Consider the following 17894-nt stretch of genomic DNA (forward strand, 5'->3'; position numbering starts at 1 on the left):
GGGCACAGTGTGTATGTGGAGATGGACCTGCCCCATCCGCGCACCGGCGCGCTGTTCGGCTCTCCGGTGTCCCCAGGTACGGGTTGGCCCGGCGACCAGGCCTCGTCCGCGACCGCCGTCGCGTCGACGCCGAAGCGGGTGGTCCGGCTGGCGAAAGCGGTGACGACGGTGGAGCAACTCGATGCCGAGATATCGGTCTGCCGGGCCTGTCCGCGGCTGGTGCGGTGGCGCGAAGACGTCGCCGTCGCCAAGCGCAAGTCCTTCGCCGACCAACCGTATTGGGGACGCCCGATACCCGGGTGGGGGGCTGCGCGCCCGCGGGTGTTGATCGTGGGTCTGGCGCCTGCGGCGCACGGCGCCAACCGAACCGGCCGGATCTTCACCGGTGATCGCTCAGGCGACTTCCTCTTTGCCGCGTTACACCGTACCGGACTGGCGAATCAAGCGCTCTGTGTGGACGCCGCGGATGGATTGCGGCTCAACGACACTCGCATCGCCGCCGCGGTGCGTTGCGCTCCGCCTGCAAACGCGCCGACTCCCGAGGAGCGGGGAGTGTGCGCGCCGTGGCTCGACGCCGAGTGGCGGCTCACCCGTTCGTCGGTGCGGGTGATCATCGCGCTGGGCGGGTTCGCGTGGCGGGCGGCGCTGGAGATGGTCCGCAATGGCGGTGCTGCCCTCGGGTCGCCGGCACCGCGGTTCGGGCACGGTGTGACGGCCGACCTCGGCGAGGTCACGCTCGTCGGCTGCTATCACCCGAGCCAGCAGAACACATTCACCGGACGGCTCACTCCGCAGATGGTCGACGACGTGTTTGCGCGGGCGAAGGCTCTAGCATCCGTCGAATAGTCGCGAACTGCGCAGCGGCCAATGCGCCAACCTCGGTGGGCGGAATCTCGTCGTAGTGGGTCATCGTCCATTCGTCGAACACCGCGATGACACCGAATGCCAGGCTGACCTGCAACGCCTGCGGCAGGTCGTCGTACACCGAGCCCGACGCACGACCGACCAGCAACAGTTCTTCGACCCAGGTGCGCACGGTGGTCAGAGTCTCACTGACGGTGCCCTGTTCGGCCGGCGGCGACTGGCTGTAGAACATCCTCCCCAGAGTGAGGAACGACTCGTGGGTCTGTGCTGCGACGACGAGGTCGGCGAAGAACCGTTCGAGCCGCGGCCAGAACGCGCGACCTGCGAATTCCTCGGGTTTCGGAATTGTGATGGTCGACGCGACAGCATCGAGTAATTCGCTTACCACAAATTCGAACAGGTGAGCTTTTGAGGGCAGCACATAATAGAAGGAGCTCTTACTCATACCGCAGGCGTCGACGATGTGGTTCAGCGACGCGTTTTCGTATCCAGCAGAGCCGAATTCGACCGCCGATACCTCGACGAGTCGGCGCCTCCGCTCGGGGTCCATCCGCCGGAGACGGCCTGTGTTCACGTGGGAATGATAGCAAGTGGACCAGCTGGTACACAGAATGGTAATTTGGACGATATGTTCACGTCGATACCCGCCTTGGAGCAATATGACCAGGCGGGCGCCGACGAGCTGCGGGTGTTGGTGATCGGGGCGGGGATCGCGGGTGTCACGGCCGCGCAGCTGCTTCGCAAGCAGGGACGCCATCCGGTCGTCATCGAGCGCGCCAGCGGCGCCTCAGCGGCCGGTTACATGCTGGCGTTGATGCCGATGGTCGACGGCGCCATCGACGACCTCGGCGTCCGCGAGCGGTATCGCGCGTCCAGCGTTTCGTTCGAGCGCTACGCCGTGCACGGACACACCGGCCGACTGCTGCGCGAAGACTCGATGGCCGAAATCATCGCCGACTTCGGTGACTATCGCGGAATCGCACGCGGCGCGCTGCTCGACGTGCTTTCGGCCGACGGATGCCCCGTCACGTTCGACTCGACGATCACCGAGGTGCGGGAAACATCGCACGGTGTCGAGGTCGGTGTCGCGACCGCCGGTGGGACACAACACCTCGAGTTCGACCTCGTCGTCATCGCCGACGGGATGGGGTCGACGGCGCGACAACTGGTGCCGGCATACCAGCCAATCGGGATCACCGACACGAAGTGGGGCGGCTGGGTGGTGTGGGCACCGATAGACGAGGACAGCGACCTGGGCGAAGAAGTCTGGGGCGACGGCTTTTTCATCGGCATGTATCCCGTCGCGGGGCAGCTCGGGATTTTCCTGGGCGGCCCGCGGGCCGACACCGCGGTGGGACCGGCGCCGTTCGTCGAGTGGATACGGGGCAGGCTGTCGGCAGTCAACCCGCGGATCGCCCAGGCGTTGACGGCGGTCGCTGGCGAGCCCGATCCCTACTATTGGTCGTTGACCGACTGTCGCGCACCAGCGTGGACCACCGACCGCACCGTGTTACTGGGCGACGCCGCCGCTGGTTTCCTGCCGACCGCGGGCGTGGGTGCGGGCATGGCGATGGAGTCGGCGTGGGTACTCGCCCGCATGTTGCAACACGCGGATACGCGGCGGCTATCCCGTCTACTGCGGGCGTACGAGCGCAGCCAACGCCCCCGAGTGGAGGCCGCCCAGGACAACTCGCGCCAGCTCGCGAAGCTGATGCTCCATCGCAGCACAAGCCTGGCCTGTGCTCGGGAAATCGTGATGCGGTTCGTCAGTGTCGAGCGGGCGCTGCGGCCCATTCAGCGGCTGCTGCAAGAGCAGCCGGACCCGGATGTGCTCGTCAGGGAAGCCGCGGGGACGACGTAGCGTTGATGGTGCAATGCAGCTTTCCGTCCTAGACCTCGTCCCGGTGCGTACCGACCAGTCCACGTCGAATGCGCTGGCGGCGTCGACCCGACTGGCGCAGACGGCCGACCGGCTCGGCTACACCCGCTACTGGGTCGCCGAGCACCACAACATGCCCTCTGTCGCAGCAACCAGCCCGCCGGTGGTCATCGCCCATCTCGCCGCGCACACCACCCGGATCCGTCTCGGTTCGGGCGGTGTCATGCTGCCCAACCACGCGCCGCTGGCGGTCGCCGAACAATTCGCGTTGTTGGAGGCCGCGCACCCAGGGCGTATCGACCTCGGCATCGGCCGGGCACCCGGCTCCGACCCGGTGACGTCGATGGCGCTGCGCGGTGCGGCCGGTCGCGACGATCGGGATATCGAGGCATTCCCGGAGTATCTGGACGACGTGGTCGCGCTGATGGGCGCCCGCGGTGTGCGGGTGCCGATCCCGAACCAGCGATACGTCCTCAAAGCAACCCCGGCCGCGGTGACGGAACCCAAGCTGTGGCTGTTGGGCTCGTCGATGTACTCGGCGCATCTCGCCGCCGCGAAGGGGCTGCCGTACGTATTCGCGCACCACTTCTCGGGTCAAGGCACCGCGGAGGCGCTGGCGGTGTACCGGTCGCAGTTCCGGCCGAGCGACCTGGCACCCGAACCCTTGACGTTCCTCACCGTCAATGCGGTGGTGGCCGAAACACGCGACGAGGCACTGGCTCTGGCGCTGCCGAACCTGCAGATGATGGCCCGGCTGCGGACGGGACAGCCGCTCGGGGCGCTGGACCTGGTCGAGGACGCCGAAGCCGCAGTGGTCAGCCCTCAGGCAGAACTCGTCGCAGACGCCGTCCTGCGCCGTTCAGTGGTCGGCTCGCCGACCGAGGCGGCAGGGCAGATGCGTGCGCTGGCCGATGAGTTCGGTGTCGACGAGATCATGGTCAACCCCGCCGCCTCTGCGCGTCGTGGCACCGACCCGGCCACAGCACCCGCGCGGGACAAGACGCTTGAACTGCTCGCCAAAGAGCTCTTCTAGTCAGCCTTTTGGCGTCAACGCGATGACCGTGATCGGTCGCGTCGTCTTCTTCTGGTAGGCCGTGTAGCGGCCGCTGTTGTTCTCGTCGGCGATGCGGAACAGGCGCGCGTAGTCGGAATCGTCTGGGCCCACGATGCGCGCCGTGACTCCGAACCGCTTGGGTCCCACGTTGATCTCGACCTCAGGGTTCGCCTTCAAATTGTGGTACCACGCTGGATAACGTCTCGCTCCTGCGTTGGACGCGACGACCAGATAGTTGCTTCCGTCCTTGGCGTAAGTCAGCGTATTCGTCCGTGCCGCACCGGTTTTCGCACCGACTGAGCGCAGCAGCAGGTTTGGCGGGGCGAAGGGCAGTCGATGGCCGATCCGGCCGTTGGTCCCCTGGTAGATCTTGTCGTGGATGCTCAGCATCTTCAGCATCGCCCGCTGCACACGTGACGTCATGGGTCAATCCTGCTCAGCGGAGTCGAGTTTCGCCAGCGCCTCTCGAAGGAGACGTCCGGATTCCTCCCGGTCCGGGTCTCGTCGCACCAGCATGCCTTTCGCGAAGGACAGCTTGTCACCGCTTCGGCGTGGCAGCACGTGCAGGTGGATGTGGAAGACGCTCTGAAAGGCGGCCTTGCCGTCGTTGATGACGACATTGTTGCCGTCGGCGTGCAGCCCGGACTGTCGCGCGGCCCGTGCGATTCGCTGCCCTATGGTCACCATGGCTGCGACTGTGTCCGGCGGCGTATCGGTGAGGTCGACGGTGTGCTGTTTCGGGATCACCAGCGTGTGGCCCCGGGTAAACGGTCGGATGTCCAGTAGTGCCAGGTAGTCGTCATTCTCATAGATCTTGATGGCCGGAGAGTCGCCGGCGACGACGGCGCAGAACACACAGGACATTCGGCTACGTTAGCGGGACATCTGTGGCGCCGACGCGGAGAGCCTTGGCGCGCGGCGAGTATGGAGGTACGCATGGACGCACGTGAGCTCGCCTTCGCAGGTGCCGCGCAACAGGCCCGCATGCTCGCCGACGGCACCGTCACCGCGTCGGCGCTGCTCGATGTGTACCTGGATCGCATCACCCGACTCGACCCTGAGCTGAGGTCCTACCGGGTGGTGCTCGCCGAGAGTGCCCGTGAGCACGCTGCCGCCGCCCAGACTCGCCTGGACGCGGGCGAACGGCTGCCACTGCTCGGTGTGCCGATCGCGATCAAGGACGACGTCGACATCGCGGGGGAGGTCACGACCTACGGGACGTCGGCCCATGGCGCGGCTCGTACCGCCGACGCCGAAGTCGTCCGCCGCCTCCGCGGGGCGGGCGCCGTTCTCGTGGGGAAGACCGCTGTCCCGGAGATGACCCTGTGGTCGTTCGCCGAAACGACGACGTTCGGTGCGACGCGAAATCCGTGGAACACCGACTTCACGCCGGGTGGCAGCAGCGCAGGCAGTGCCGCGGCGGTGGCCGCAGGACTGGCATCGATGGCATTGGGTTCCGACGGCATGGGATCGATCCGGATTCCGTCGACGTGGTGCGGTCTGTTCGGCCTCAAGCCGCAGCGTGACCGAGTTCCGCTGACGCCCCACGATGGCGCCTGGAACGGTTTGACCGTCAACGGCCCTATCGCGCGGACCGTTGAAGATGCCGCACTTTTCCTCGACGTGACGAGTGACGAATCCGGCTTCGTCGCCGCGGCCGCGAAAGAGCCCGGCAGGCTTCGGATTGCGGTGAGCATGAAAGTTCCCGCCGGAGTGGTGACCCGGGTAGGCGCCCAGCAGCGGCTGGCGATCGAGGAAGTGACCGGACTGCTGCGCGAGCTCGGGCATCAGGTTGTCATGCGGGACCCCGACTATCCGTCGACCGCGATCGCGCATGCGTTGTCGCGATATTTCCGTGGCGCTCATGACGACGTCCAGACGCTGCCTCGGCCGCAGCGGCTGGAGCCCCGCACCCGCAACTTCGCGCGAATCGGTTCGTTGATCTCGGACGAGCGCATGAAGCGGATCAGGGCGGCGGAGACTGGAATCGCCCAACGGGTCAACTCGATCTACGACGACGTGGACGTGGTCATCACACCTGGCACCGCGTTGGGCCCGTCGCGCATCGGCGCCTACCAGCGCCGCGGTGCGGTCTCGACGCTCGCGTTGGTCGCGGCCCGGGTGCCGTTTCAGGCGATGTTCAATGCCACGGGCCAGCCGGCCGCGGTCGTGCCTTGGGGTTTCGACGGCAATGGAATACCGACGTCGATCCAGCTGATTGGTCGGCCGTTCGACGAGGCGACGCTGCTGTCGCTGAGCGCCCAGATCGAGAAGGTGCGGCCGTGGGCGAATCGCCGCCCTGCGGTGTCCTAGTTCGTCGGCTGAACCGAAAATTCGCGAAACTCCGCTGACCCCGCCCAGACGCGGATCGTAGGCGTCCCGCAGACGGCGTCTCCCTTGGCGCGCACGACTGTCTGTCCGTCGATCCGGGCTGTGATGAACCCGTTCGTATCGATGCTGATGTCGAATGTGTGCCATTCATGGTCGAGCGGCGCCGGCACGAGGCTGTATGACTCTGCGGTCGGGTAAGCCACGGCGAAATAGCCGTTCAAGCCGAAGTCGTATTGAACGGCGGAGCCGTAAGAAGCCTCCTGGCCGGATGCGTCCTTCTGCAGGGTCGTCAGCCCGATTCCGAATCCTCCTGCGACACCTGAATTGTGGGAGATATCGCGGGCCGATCCTGTGATGTGGGTGCTGCACTGAGGCGGCCCGGGTGCGATGAGCCCCGACCACGCCGCCGTCCAGTTCTCGGTGGTGTTGTGGGTATCGAGGACGACCGAGCGGCCATCGACGCCGACCTTCGCGTCGATGCCGCCGAACGGTCTCCATTCGCGGAAGTCGACTGCAGCCATTGCCGGCGCCGGTGGGGCGGTAGACGCGCTGGACGCGATCGACGTCACTGGCGGGGCGGTCGACGTCACTGGCGGGGCGGTCGACGCGCTGGATGCGGTCGACGAGGCAGGTGGGGCCGTCGACGAACGGGTCGTGTACCAAATGCCCAGGCCGCCAAGGACAGCCGCGACCGCCGCGATGGCGGTGGGCACGACCCAGCGTTTCGATCGACGGGTCGTCGCGGCCGGCTGGGAGCTGGACGGCGATGCCGCAGGGACGGGCGGCGGCGCCATGAATGGTCGGCCGGGTGGTGGTGCAGGGCTCGCGAATCCAGTGTTCCGCGGCGGCTGTTGTCGGGTCGGCGGCGGTCGCAAAGGTGGGGGAGGCCGCTGAGGTGCAGGCCGCGTGGGTGACTGCGTCCGAACGGTGGGCAACGGGTTGGCCATCGGTGAGGTGATCGCGTCGCGCGCTGCGCGGGCCAACTGAACAGTGGTGGGATAGCGAGCCTTGGGGTCTTTGGCCATGCCGGTGGCGATCACGTCGTCGAACTTCGCCGGCGCGCCGGTGACGGACGGCCGTGGTGGCGGGGTCGCCAGGTGCCCCGCCACTTGCTGCTCCATGCTGTCGCCGGGAAACGGACGGCTGCCGGTCAGGCACTCATACAGCACACAGGCCAGTGCGTAGATGTCGGAGCGGGCATCGGCATCGCCCGTGCTGAAACGTTCTGGCGCCATATAGCGCAGCGTGCCGACCACCCCGCCGGTCGCGGTCAGGCCGGTCTCGCCGGCCGCTCGCGCTATGCCGAAATCGATCAAATACGCAAAGTCGTCGTCGTCGAGCAAGATATTGGAGGGTTTGATGTCCCGGTGCACCAACCCGACCTTGTGTGCGGCATGCACGGCCTTGGCTACCTGCTCGATGATCAGCACCGCCCGCGCGGGGTCCAGCGGCCCCTCGGCCAGCACGGTCTCCACATCACGGCCTTCGATCAGCCGCATGTCGACGAACAGGTGCCCGTTGATCTCGCCGTAGGTGTGAATGGGCACCACGTGCGGCTCGTTCAATTGTGCGGCGGCGTGCGCCTCGCGGCGGAACCGCTCCTTGAACACGCTGTCCTCAGCGAAACGAGCCGGAAGCAGTTTCAGCGCGACGATGCGATCGGTGACGGTGTCATGGGCCCGCCACACCTCGCCCATGCCGCCTCGACCGAGCAATGTGATCAGCCGGTACTGGCCGAACGGAGTCCCACCGCCATGTGGGGGACCAGTTGGACGATTGGTCATGACATGGTCTCAGCCATCGCCATGTGTCCCTCAAAGCCCAGATCGCTCGCCATCTTTCGGTAACGGGCCCGGAGATCTTGGTAAGCACCGTCGCCCTCGGCACGCGCCAGGAGTGTCCGCGCGCGCAACAGCCAGATGCTTTGCACAACGAACCCCGCGACCGATGATTCGGCCAGTCGTTCGACGGCGATCTTCGCATCCTGCATATCGTTCGGGTTGCCTCGATGCAGCAGTGCTTCTACCAAGACATTAATTGCATAACCATGCCAGAAGGTGTCGCCGGTGTCGAAGAGTTCGTTGACAGCCGAGCGCGACAGTGAGATCGCATCGGCGAGATCGCCAACCCTGGTCTTCTCTTGTGCGACGTGTGCATCGACGAGTGGGACGACGTTGTCCGTGTACCGCTTTTCGACGGCCATGGCGCGAACCTGATGCAACAACTCAAAACCTCGCGCGCGCGAACTTCCCCCCAACCGCACGAGAATGAGCCCGAGATACTGTATGCCCTGCCCGACATCGACGTTCCCTCCCGACTGCTCTGCGAGCGTCAGCGCTTCCTCTGCTTCATGCAGCACAGGATCCGTGGGAAAGAGCACGCCATTGACAATGGCGGCGATATACGTGTAATAGAGTGCGGCAGAGCGGGTTATGGGTTCGGCATTCCGGCTCATGGCGACCGCTCGCTCGAAGTCAGCGTTCCATCCCGCAACTCCCAGGTAGCACCGTGCCGTACCCCGCATCGCGACGATCAGGGTCAGCGGCGAACCCGTCGTCATCTTCCCTTTGGTGGCGTCGCCTCCGGCAAGCTCGATACCACGTTCTGCCAGCCGAAGTAGCTCGGGCATTTCGCCGCGTTCCGACTTGGCGGCCATGGCGGTCGGCAGCAGCGCGAGCGTCAGCGTCGGGTCACCGATGGCCTCGACCAGCCGGACAAGTTGAGTACCGGTTTGCGACGCCTCGGCCATCCGACTGTTGAAGAACTGATCCATCAGGTGCCCGGCCATGGCCATCGCCAGAGACCGCTGATCGTCGGCTGCGATACACAGGTCGCGCAACTCATCGAAGCCGGTCTCGGCGCCGCTGCCGAAGGACCGTGTTGCCGTTGCGCACAACAGGGTTCGCGGTGCGATGCGCTTTGCCGCACGATCTGCGTCGGACTCAGGTAGCAGGTCGGCAACGCGCTGTGCGCGACGCCAGCTGGTCACCGCGGCGGCATCGTCGCGGAGGTTCGACCAGTTCCCGGCGCGCATATGCCACTCGTACGCGGCGCGCAAGTCTTCAGCGGCCTCGAGATGCTCCGCAATCAATGCGGCATTCTCGTCGGCAGAGCCACGCGATTCGATCAAGCCCGCCAGTCGACGGTGTAATCGCGCGCGGTCTGACTTGAGCTGTGATTCATAGGTGACCGCGCGGATCAGTGGGTGCCGAAACGCGTACTGCGGACGCGGCCGGAACTCCACCTGGTCGACGAGTTCCGCAGCGATCAGCGTGGTGACATCGGCCTCCTCGATGAGCGCGGCCAGCAGATCGTCGTCGAACCTAGACCCGATGACCGCCGCGGCATTCAGTGTTTGTTTGGCCGCGTGTCCGAGGCGGTCGATACGAGCACCGATCGTTGCGTAAAGAGTGGCCGGGACATCGGCGTCGTCCACATGTCCGCAAAGACAATAGGAGCCGGGTTGTCCGCTGAGGACGCCGCGCTCAGCGAGATCTCGCACCATCTCCTCGGCGAAGAACGGATTGCCGCGCGCGCGTTCTGCCACCCGGACTGCCAGGTTTCCAAGCTCTGGACCGGTGCCTACCAGTTGGCCGGCGAGCTCTGCCGTCTGTGCGCTGGTGAGTGGGCGCAGCGCGACTGTTTGCGCTCCTGGGATCTGGCTCATCCGGCCCCGGTACTCCGGCCGATGGGTGAGCAATGTGAGTGCGGGAATCTGCGGGACGACCGCTAGGAAGTCGGATAACAATGACTCGCTGGCCTCGTCGATCCAATGTACGTCCTCGATGACGTACACCGCGGGCTCCGGGTTCGCCAATGCTGCGGAGTTGATCAGAGCGGTCAGTCGACGGCGACGTGCGTCCGGCGCGACCTCTGGCAAATCCGCCGAGGAAGCGCGAATCCCCAAGAGATCATCGAGCAGCACGAGGTCTTCGGAATCGGCGTCGGAAAACCGTTCGCGTACTTGCGTACGTGCCGCCGCTGCGGTCAGGTTCGCAACTTCCAGAGCTTCGCGTAACAGCCGGGCAGCGACATGGAAGGGAACATCGGTGGCGTGCGACTCGCAATAAGTGGTGTAGACGGGCAAGCCGCGAGCGACTGCGGCGGCCGTCGTTTCGCGGGTCAGTCGGCTCTTGCCGATACCCGGGGGACCGACGACGGCCACGACGCAGCCAGCACCGCTGATCGCCTCATCGAGGATCGCGTTGACAGTAGCGAGTTCCCACTTACGTCCGACGAGGGCCGATTCTGTGCGTTGCGGCGGCTGGTGGTCGCCGATCGCTAAGAGTCGCTTCGCAGCAACTGGTTCGACGATGTTCTTGATATGCACTGGCTCCGGTTCGCCGAGAACTGCGACGTTTTCCACCAGCCGGGCGGTCGACTCGCTCAGGATCACTCCGCCGGGACACGCAACTGACTCCATGCGTTGAGCCATGCCGACAACCTCGCCTATGGCCGTGTAATTTCCTGTGGTGGAGCCGATTTCGCCTGCGATCACCTGTCCCGAGTTCAGGCCGATTCGCAGCGGCAGCGTGGCACCTACGTCACTCTGGATTTCCAGGGCTGACAGGCAAGCGCGGAAAGCATGATCCTCCAAAGTGTTTGGTGCGCCGAATACCGCCATGATGCCGTCACCGGTGAACTTGTCAATCGTTCCGCCGTAGCGCGTGACAATTGCCGTCGAGCGGTCCAGCAGGTCGGCCATGACTTCGCGCAAGCGTTCCGCGCCCACCGTCGAGGCCAGGTCCATCGAGCGGACGACGTCGGCGAACAGCACGGTCACTTGCTTGTACTCGGCTGCTGGTGCCTCGATGCGGGCGCCGCAGGCGTCACAGAAGCGCGCTTCATCGCGCGGTTGTGCGCCGCACGCCCGGCAAATCACCGCTGCCGCCATCGACCCCACCTGCTTGCATTGCTGCTGACCTGAGAATAGGGCCAGTCGGCGCCGCCGGGAACGTTATTGACGTGCGGTTATGGCCTGATGCCAGGCTGCCATCTTGTCTTCGTATCGCATGGTCTGCGCCGGACTCGTCGACGGAAGCCGTAGATAAGGCACGTCTGGGGCGAGACGGACGAGACGGTTGAAGTTCTTCTCCGCGGCGGCACCGTTGAAGAAAATTCTTCTGATTCCGGGATGCGCGGCGAAAAGATCTCCAAAATCGTTGGGCACCATGCTGTCCGGTTCGACGGCCGAATCCAGGCTGCCCTCGCGCCTGCATGACTTCAGCACATCCCACACCGCGACGCCGTTGGCGACGAGCGCGGCGGTCCGATCGTCGTACGGATCGTCGGCAGCGAAGCCGTACAACTCGCCGGTGATCCGCCAGAACGCGTTGCGGGGATTGCCGTAGTACTGCTGAGACGCCACCGACATCACGCTCAGCATGTTGCCGAGTATCAGCGTGTGCGCACCCTCGCCGACGATCGCCGGGAGTCCATGCAGCTGTGGCGCGGCCATGGAGCCGAATATCGCACGACGCCGCGGTATACGTTGAATCGGTGGCCGAGGATTTCGACATCGAGGCATCTGGGCTGCTCGACGGTCTCGATGACAGCGCCCGTACCGCGCGCGCCGAACTGATCGAGTGGCTGCTGGATGAAGGCTTCACCGTCGATCGGATCAGGACGTCGTTCATGCCCATGTTGCTCGCGGCGCGCCGGGTCCTCGGTGATGACGGCACGTACGTGTCGGCACGCGAAACGTGCGAGAAGACCGGCATCGACCTGGAACTGCTCCAACGCCTGCAACGGGCGATGGGCTTGCCGACCGTCGACGATCCCGACGCCGCCACGCTGTTGCGCGCAGATGCCGAAGCCGCGGCGTTCGGGCAACGCTTCATCGAACTGGGCATCGAGCCCGACCAGCTCGTGCAGATCACCCGCCTTCTGGCCGACGGATTGTCGCGAGCGGCGGAGGTGATGCGGTATGCCGGTCTGGCCCAGATTCTCGAGCCGACGGCCACCGAGTTGAGCGTCGCGAAGAACTCGAAGATGCTCGTCGGCGAGGCGGAGCCGTTGCTCGGTCCGATGATCCAGGAGATGCTGCGCCTTCAGCTGCGACATCTGCTGGAGACCGAGGCCATCAGCGCATCGGAAATCGCGGAGGGACAACGAGTACCGGGCGCCCGCTTGGTGAGCATCGCCTTCGCCGACCTTGTCGGTTTCACCCGCCTCGGCGAAGTGGTGCCACCGCAGGATCTCGAACGACTCGCACATCGCCTGGCCGACCTCGCGCACGAGGCCGCGGTTCCGCCGGTGCGCTTCATCAAAACCATCGGCGACGAAGTCATGCTCGTCAGTCCCGAGCCGGTACCGCTGCTCGAGGCCGTGATGACGTTGGTGGATGCGACGGAAGGCGACGACGACTACCCGCGACTGCGGGCGGGCATGGCGACGGGCATGGCCGTCAGCCGGGCCGGCGACTGGTTCGGCAGTCCGGTGAACCTCGCCAGCCGGGTCACCGGCGCCGCCCGTCCCGGTTCGGTTCTCGTCTCGGAGTCGACGCGCGAGGCCATCGGCGACGACGAAAGATTCACCTGGTCCTTCGCGGGTGCGCGCCACCTCAAGGGCATCAAGTCGGACGTCAAGCTTTTCCGCGTCCGCCGATCAACCGACTGAGCGGTGGCCACCGGTTTACGATCCAGAGATGAATCGGGTGGTGATGGGTCTGACCTCGACGGTCGTACTGACCGCGGGAATTTCCGGTGCGGCCGTGGCGCAGGGCCAGCCGCCGCCGAACCCGGGTCCGTGCAACTTCACATTGTCGGCGCCGCAGGTGGTCCAGGTCGACGGCGTGGCGAAGGTGACCGCCACGTTGACTCCTGCCGGTTGCCTCGCGCCCTGGAAACCCAAGTACGGGGTGGCCTGCCTGTCCATCCAGGGTCAGTCCGAACGTTGCACGAACGCCAGAAATGCGGCCCCGGCGCAGGTGTATTTCGAGCCCTACACCCCAGGCACGGTCTACGAGTCGTCCGGCAGGGGTTGCAGCGCGATTTTCGACTACACGACAGACCCCAACTGTTTGTTGCTCGGACCGGTCAACGCCACTCTCTAGCTTTCGGCCTGCCCTAGGCATCATTCGAACATATGTTCGACAAAGCGGCTATTCAGGTGTAGCGTGGATCGCAAGTTCGAAAAAGAAGTTCTCCCCGGGAAGGGCAACTGAGAGCTTCACCCGCACGCATTGCTCGTGTGCGCATTCTTCGTGAAAGCTTGGGTAACCGCCTTGGACGCTATGCATTTCGACACCTTCATAAATGAGCTCATCGATGACCTCGCCCCGTCGCCCGTCCCTGAGGATGACGCCGACCGCAGCTTGTTTCATCTGCTGGATTGTCCGCGGCGGGTGGTCGATGAGCAGCCGCTGCTGGCGGTCCTGGTCGCCGCGGTCGCCGCGACCAATCTCCTCCACCATGTGATCGCACAAGCGACCGCCGCCGCCGAACGCCTCGGCATCCCCGCCCGCCAACACCTGAGATCGGGAGCCGGCTTGCTGACCAGTCTGGGAGTGGCCCCCGGGGCTGCCCACCGGGCGGTCCGCGTCGGACGTGCCGCGCATACGGTGCCTGCAGTGACCCAGCAACAGCGTCTCGGGGGACTCGGCATCGAGTTCGTAGACGCGGTCGGCCAAGGCGTCGCACGTGTGGGTGCCCGGGTGGAGCTGTCGGAGCAGGACCGGTCGAAGATCGTGACCACGTTGATGATTCAGACCACGCCGGCGAGAGTGAACGCGAAGGCCCGGCAAATTGCCATCGCAAAGACCTCGGCACAACCGCACTCGCAGCGGGAGGGGGCGGTGCCGGTCGCTGAGAACACCGACCTCAACGAGATGACCCTGATTCAGAACGACGAGGGTCGGATCGGGGCCACTCTCGACCTCGATGTGCTCACCGGCGAAGAACTGTTTGCGGCGTTGAACCCACTGTGTCGGCCCGTACCCTTGCCGGACGGATCGCCGGACCCGAGGTCAACCGGGCGGCGGCGCGCTGATGCGTTCGGTCAGCTGGTACGCACATATCTGTCCAACTCGCGGCGCCCGACTTCTGGTGGGGTGCTCCCGCACGTCACCTTGATCCGGCCTGCCGTCGCCATCACGCCAGCAGGAGTGTCGGTGGGGGTGCTCGGCGAGCAGGCCGTGGACACGCTCGGTTTCGCCGGGCCGATCACCGCCACCACCGCGGAACTCATCTGCTGTGACAGCACCGTCGAGACTGTGCTGGTCGACCAGAACTGTGCGCCGTTGGATGTGGGGCGCGGTCAACGGTTGTTCCCACCCACAATCCGCAAGGCGCTGGCAACGCGGGACCTCGGATGCGCCTTCCCCGGTTGCGGCAGACCGGTGTCGTGGTGCGACGCCCACCACATAACGCCCTGGGGCACAGGAGGAATCACCAGTGTCGACAACGGTGTGATGTTGTGTCGATGCCACCACACAGTGATCCACCACAGCGACTGGCAGGTCTACCTCGGAGCCGATCGTCACCCCTGGTTCATCCCCCCGCACAACGACACCGGCACTGAGCCGCAGCACCTGCGTTCGCATGCACGACGCACATTGACCGCCATGCCGACTGCGGCATAAGCCACCGAGACGCTCTTTGACAACTACACAGTGGAATGCCGCAGACATGCGACGGCGGTCGTTCGTCGGCGGTCGCTTACGATCAGCCGATGCGCGGTTCGAAGATCCTCATCACCGGCCCTACCGGGCAGGTCGCCGTTCCGGTCGCCAAGGCCCTTGCGGCCGACAACGAGGTGTGGGGGATTGCCCGTTTCACCGACGCCGAGGGGCGAGCCGACCTCGAGAAGTCGGGCGTTCGCTGCGAGACGGTGAACCTCGCCAGCGGCGACTTCACCGGGCTTCCGAGCGATTTCGACTACGTCATCAATCTGGCGGTGGCCAAAAGCGGCAGGTGGGACAAGGATCTCGCTGCCAACGCGGAATCGGTCGGACTCCTGATGGCGCACTGCCGCGAGGCGAAGGGTTTCCTGCACTGCTCATCGGGAGCCGTCTACGATCCGCCCGACGATGACCCCCGCTCTGAACGCACGGCGCTGGGGGACAACCACAAGCCAATGTTCCCAACGTATTCCATCTCGAAGATCGCGGGCGAAGTCGTCGTGCGCACGATGGCGCGCGCGCTTGACATGCCCAGTGTCATAGCCCGCCTCAACGTGCCTTACGGCGACAACGGAGGGTGGCCGTTCTTCCACATGGAGATGATGCTCGGTGGCTCTCCGATCCCCGTTCCGCCCGGGGGCCCGGCCCGCTACAACCTGATGCACGAGGACGACATCATCGCCACCATCCCGAAACTCTTTGAGGTGGCGTCGGTTCCGGCGACAACCGTCAACTGGGCCAGTGAGCAGTACGTCAGCATCCAGGAATGGTGCACCTTCTTGGGCTCACTCGTTGGCGCGGAGCCGACATTCGAAGAAAGCGATCAGGCGTTGCGCGGCAACCCGCTGGACGTGTCCTACATGCGCGAGCTCATCGGTCCCGCGACCGTCGACTGGAAAGACGGCCTGCGCCGCATGGCGGCCAAATTCCACCCCGAGTTGGTCGGCTGACTAGCGCGATGGCCTGAACCGGCGCAGTCGCAGGCTATTGCTGACGACGAAGACCGAGCTGAAAGCCATTGCGGCACCGGCGATCATCGGGTTGAGCAAGCCGGCCGCGGCCAATGGCAGCGCGGCGACGTTGTAGGCGAACGCCCAGAAAAGGTTGCCCTTGATCGTTGCGAGCGTCCGGCGCGACAACCGGATCGCGTCCGGAACAGTGCGAAGATCATTGCGGACGAGCGTCAGATCGCTCGCTTCGATCGCCACGTCCGCGCCGCTGCCCATCGCCAGGCCCAGGTCGGCCTGGGCAAGCGCGGCCGCATCGTTGACCCCGTCACCCACCATCGCCACGATTTTTCCGTCGGCCTGCAGGCGCTTGACGACGTCGACCTTCTCGGTGGGCAGTACCCCGGCGATCACCTCGTCGATTCCCACCTGTGCCGCCACCGTGCGGGCAGTCGCTTCGTTGTCGCCCGTGAGCAGGATCGGCGTAAGTCCCAGAGCGCGAAGCTCTTCGACGGCCTCTGTTGACGTCGGTTTCATCGCATCGGCGACCACCAGCACACCCAAGGCGGTCCCGTCCCGGCCGACGGCAACCGCCGTCTGACCCTTGGATTCCGCCAGGCGGATGGACTCGGCAAGCTTGGATGGCACCTGCGTGAACAGCCGCGCTCGTCCTACTGTCACGTCGTCGCGGTCGACGATCCCTCGAACACCGAGCCCACGTAGATTCGTGAAGTCCACTGCCGCAGGCAATTCGCCGACCTTCTCGCGCGCACCGGTCGCGATGGCCTTCGCGATCGGATGTTCGGATGACTCCTCGAGCGCGCCCGCGAGCCGCAGGATCTCCGCCGTGCGCTCACCCTCGGCGGCGATCACGTCGACCAACGTCATCATCCCGGTGGTCACCGTGCCCGTCTTGTCCAACAAGATGGTGTCGACCTCGTCTGTCGACTCCAGCACCTCCGGGCCCTTGATCAGTATGCCCAGCTGCGCACCACGACCTGTGCCGACCATCAATGCCGTCGGCGTCGCGAGGCCCAGCGCGCAGGGGCACGCGATGATCAGCACCGCGACCGCGGCGGTGAACGCCGCTGCGACCGGTCCACCCGTGCCGATCCAGAAGCCCAGCGTCGCGACGGACAACGCAATGACGATCGGCACGAACACACCAGAGATCCGGTCCGCCAGCCGCTGGGCCTGAGCCTTCCCGTTCTGGGCGTCCTCCACGAGTCGGCTGATCTGCGCGAGCGCGGTCTCGGAGCCCACCCGGCTGGCGCGCACCACGAGCCTGCCGTCGGCATTCACGGTGGCGCCGACCACCTCGGAACCCGGCGCGACCTCGACGGGAACCGATTCGCCGGTCAGCAGCGACGCGTCGACGGCCGAATGTCCTTCGACCACAACACCGTCGGTGGCAATCTTTTCGCCGGGGCGCACCACGAACTCGTCGCCGACGTTCAGCTGATCGATCGGGATGCGCCGCTCGGCACCGTCTCTGCGAACGGTCACATCTTTGGCGCCGAGTTCGAGCATCGCCCGCAGCGCCGCACCCGCGCGTCGCTTGGACCGCGCTTCGAAATAGCGCCCCGCGAGGATGAAGGTGGTGACACCCGCGGCCGCCTCGAGATAGATGTTGCCACTGCCGTCGGTGCGGCCGATGGTCAGCTCGAACGCGTGGGTCATCCCCGGTGTGCCCGCGGTGCCCCAGAACAGCGCGTAGACGGACCACCCCAGCGCGGCCAGGGTTCCCATCGAGATCAGCGTGTCCATGGTGACGGTGCCGTGCCGCAGGTTCGCCCACGCCGCCCGGTGGAACGGCCATGCGCCCCAGATCACCACCGGTGCAGCCAATGCCAGCGACAGCCACTGCCAGTAGGTGAATTGCCACGCGGGCACCATCGCCAGCGCGACGACCGGCACCGTCAGTGCCAGACAGATCAGCAGCCGGGCCCGAAGCGCGGCCGTCGGATCATCTTCCGCCACAACCGAATCCGGCGTGGGTAGATGTGCCTGGTACCCGGCGCCCGCCACCGTCGCCACGAGTTGTTCGGTGGTGACGTCGTCACCGAACTCGACGCGGGCCTTCTCGGTCGCGAAGTTGACTGTGGCGGTGACACCGTCGATCTTGTTGAGCTTCTTCTCGATTCGATTGGCACACGACGCGCACGTCATGCCGTCGACTGAGAGTTCGACGACGGACAT

Annotated in this window: 15 protein-coding genes; 8 read left to right on the plus strand and 7 right to left on the minus strand. The window is 65.5% G+C overall.

Annotation, left to right across the window (positions count from 1 at the left end):
- Positions 1-21 precede the first annotated feature (21 nt).
- A complete protein-coding gene (locus tag ACIA48_RS25435) occupies positions 22-846 on the plus strand; it encodes a uracil-DNA glycosylase (RefSeq protein ID WP_396738490.1) in 825 nt (274 codons plus the stop codon).
- Here the strand turns inward: ACIA48_RS25435 and ACIA48_RS25440 are convergent.
- Positions 785-1438 (minus strand): TetR/AcrR family transcriptional regulator, encoded by a 654-nt coding sequence (locus tag ACIA48_RS25440; protein ID WP_396738182.1) that lies wholly within the window; start codon positions 1436-1438, stop codon positions 785-787. The genes ACIA48_RS25435 and ACIA48_RS25440 overlap by 62 nt on opposite strands.
- Positions 1439-1492: 54 nt before the next feature.
- Between ACIA48_RS25440 and ACIA48_RS25445 the strand changes: the two genes are divergently transcribed.
- Positions 1493-2725, plus strand: coding sequence for an FAD-dependent oxidoreductase (locus ACIA48_RS25445; protein ID WP_396738492.1), 1233 nt, complete (start codon positions 1493-1495; stop codon positions 2723-2725).
- Positions 2726-2738: 13 nt separating this feature from the next.
- Positions 2739-3776: an LLM class flavin-dependent oxidoreductase gene (locus ACIA48_RS25450; RefSeq protein WP_396738185.1), complete on the plus strand. Its 1038-nt coding sequence runs from the start codon at positions 2739-2741 to the stop codon at positions 3774-3776.
- Here ACIA48_RS25450 and ACIA48_RS25455 read toward each other — a convergent pair whose 3' ends face one another.
- The gene (locus ACIA48_RS25455; RefSeq protein WP_396738187.1) at positions 3777-4220 is read right to left on the minus strand and encodes a nitroreductase family deazaflavin-dependent oxidoreductase; all 444 of its coding nucleotides are present in this window, start codon (positions 4218-4220) and stop codon (positions 3777-3779) included.
- Positions 4221-4223: 3 nt separating this feature from the next.
- Complete coding sequence (locus ACIA48_RS25460) at positions 4224-4661, minus strand: HIT family protein (protein WP_396738189.1); 438 nt, start codon at positions 4659-4661, stop codon at positions 4224-4226.
- 72 nt (positions 4662-4733) lie between these two features.
- Between ACIA48_RS25460 and ACIA48_RS25465 the strand changes: the two genes are divergently transcribed.
- The gene (locus tag ACIA48_RS25465; RefSeq protein WP_396738192.1) at positions 4734-6110 is read left to right on the plus strand and encodes an amidase; all 1377 of its coding nucleotides are present in this window, start codon (positions 4734-4736) and stop codon (positions 6108-6110) included.
- On the opposite strand, the gene ACIA48_RS25470 is transcribed toward ACIA48_RS25465, so the two are convergent.
- From ACIA48_RS25470 to ACIA48_RS25480, 3 genes are all read right to left on the minus strand, one after another.
- The gene (locus ACIA48_RS25470; RefSeq protein ID WP_396738194.1) at positions 6107-7912 is read right to left on the minus strand and encodes a serine/threonine-protein kinase; all 1806 of its coding nucleotides are present in this window, start codon (positions 7910-7912) and stop codon (positions 6107-6109) included. The genes ACIA48_RS25465 and ACIA48_RS25470 overlap by 4 nt on opposite strands.
- A complete protein-coding gene (locus ACIA48_RS25475) occupies positions 7909-11022 on the minus strand; it encodes an ATP-binding protein (RefSeq protein ID WP_396738197.1) in 3114 nt (1037 codons plus the stop codon). The genes ACIA48_RS25470 and ACIA48_RS25475 overlap by 4 nt, the downstream gene beginning before the upstream one ends.
- A gap of 63 nt (positions 11023-11085) precedes the next feature.
- Positions 11086-11586 (minus strand): DNA-deoxyinosine glycosylase, encoded by a 501-nt coding sequence (locus ACIA48_RS25480; RefSeq protein WP_396738200.1) that lies wholly within the window; start codon positions 11584-11586, stop codon positions 11086-11088.
- A 41-nt stretch (positions 11587-11627) separates the two neighbouring features.
- On the opposite strand from ACIA48_RS25480, the gene ACIA48_RS25485 reads away from it, so the two are divergent.
- The 4 genes from ACIA48_RS25485 (at position 11628) to ACIA48_RS25500 (ending at position 15698) form a co-directional block, all read left to right on the plus strand.
- Positions 11628-12746, plus strand: a complete 1119-nt coding sequence (locus tag ACIA48_RS25485) for an adenylate/guanylate cyclase domain-containing protein (RefSeq protein WP_396738203.1) — start codon at positions 11628-11630, stop codon at positions 12744-12746.
- A 28-nt stretch (positions 12747-12774) separates the two neighbouring features.
- Positions 12775-13182, plus strand: coding sequence for a hypothetical protein (locus ACIA48_RS25490; RefSeq protein WP_396738206.1), 408 nt, complete (start codon positions 12775-12777; stop codon positions 13180-13182).
- A 150-nt stretch (positions 13183-13332) separates the two neighbouring features.
- The gene (locus tag ACIA48_RS25495; RefSeq protein ID WP_396738209.1) at positions 13333-14709 is read left to right on the plus strand and encodes a DUF222 domain-containing protein; all 1377 of its coding nucleotides are present in this window, start codon (positions 13333-13335) and stop codon (positions 14707-14709) included.
- Between the two features lie 89 nt (positions 14710-14798).
- The gene (locus ACIA48_RS25500) at positions 14799-15698 is read left to right on the plus strand and encodes an NAD-dependent epimerase/dehydratase family protein (protein WP_396738211.1); all 900 of its coding nucleotides are present in this window, start codon (positions 14799-14801) and stop codon (positions 15696-15698) included.
- On the opposite strand, the gene ACIA48_RS25505 is transcribed toward ACIA48_RS25500, so the two are convergent.
- Complete coding sequence (locus ACIA48_RS25505) at positions 15699-17894, minus strand: heavy metal translocating P-type ATPase (RefSeq protein WP_396738214.1); 2196 nt, start codon at positions 17892-17894, stop codon at positions 15699-15701. It lies immediately after the preceding gene.

The sequence above is a fragment of the Mycobacterium sp. NPDC051804 genome (assembly GCF_044452905.1).
In the GTDB taxonomy this organism is placed as follows: Bacteria; Actinomycetota; Actinomycetes; order Mycobacteriales; family Mycobacteriaceae; genus Mycobacterium.